1 protein-coding gene and 1 pseudogene are annotated in these 865 nt (G+C 40.8%); both read left to right on the forward strand.

The window, feature by feature from the left end; translation table 11 throughout:
- Nucleotides 1-636 (forward strand): annotated as a pseudogene (locus ACFIKE_RS11790) (phage tail protein); the annotation flags it as partial.
- A gap of 5 nt (nt 637-641) precedes the next feature.
- The coding region (locus ACFIKE_RS11795) for a phage tail protein (protein WP_375649426.1) at nt 642-865 on the forward strand (224 nt) is incomplete at its 3' end.

The raw sequence follows: 865 nt of genomic DNA on the forward strand, positions 1-865 counted from the left end.
TTTGCGAGCTTATGTAGTAACGTTTTCAATAACCTCTTGACGCTCTTTAAAAACTTTTCACCGCTCTCTTGGATTTCAAAAAAAATCAATGAACTCATTGAGTGGCTGTTTGGTGTCGATTTAATGGAAGTAGGCTCCAATCTTATTAACGGGCTTTGGGACGGCATCAAAAGCAAATGGAATGCTCTGTCTGATTGGCTCAGCGGCATGATGAGTAAATTAACCAGTTGGATGCCTAATTGGATGAAAGAAAAGCTAGGCTTTAATGTTTCAATCAACAAAACTTCAACGGAGACGATTAAAACCTTTACCGATGAAACCAATGCACGTGCAAAAAAAATGGTTGATACAGTAGTGGTTACAAATACCCCACCTGAAAAACGCAAGAGTGGTTTTAATACAAGTGTCGTTGAAACAGGACAAATGCAGGCAACAAATAAAGTGGGTGCCTTTAAAGCTCCAAAGCCCATTACGGTTCATAAACCCGTTGAAGTAGACGCCCGTGTAACCATTACAAATCTCAATATTTCAGTACCAAATGGTCTCAAGGACGAAATCAGAGACGCTGTCAATCAAGCACTTGAACGCTATGCAAAACAGCAACGTTTAGCCATAGCCTCTAGCCTTTCGGATTAAATACCATGATGTTAGCTTTGGGTGGTTTTATTTTTTCCATTGAAACAGCAGCTTATCAAACACTTGATATGTCTTATGGAGTTCCATGGGTAGAGCAAGGGCGATTGGGACGAAAGGCGGCTCTTCAATTGCCTGCTGTTGCAAATGCGGAATTTTCTTTAGCAGGCGTGATTTATCCAGATTTCAAAGGTGGTCACGGACAAATCGAATATTTGCGACAAATAGCGCA

The organism is Bartonella sp. MU70NMGDW, from assembly GCF_042194085.1.
Lineage (GTDB): Bacteria > Pseudomonadota > Alphaproteobacteria > Rhizobiales > Rhizobiaceae > Bartonella > Bartonella grahamii.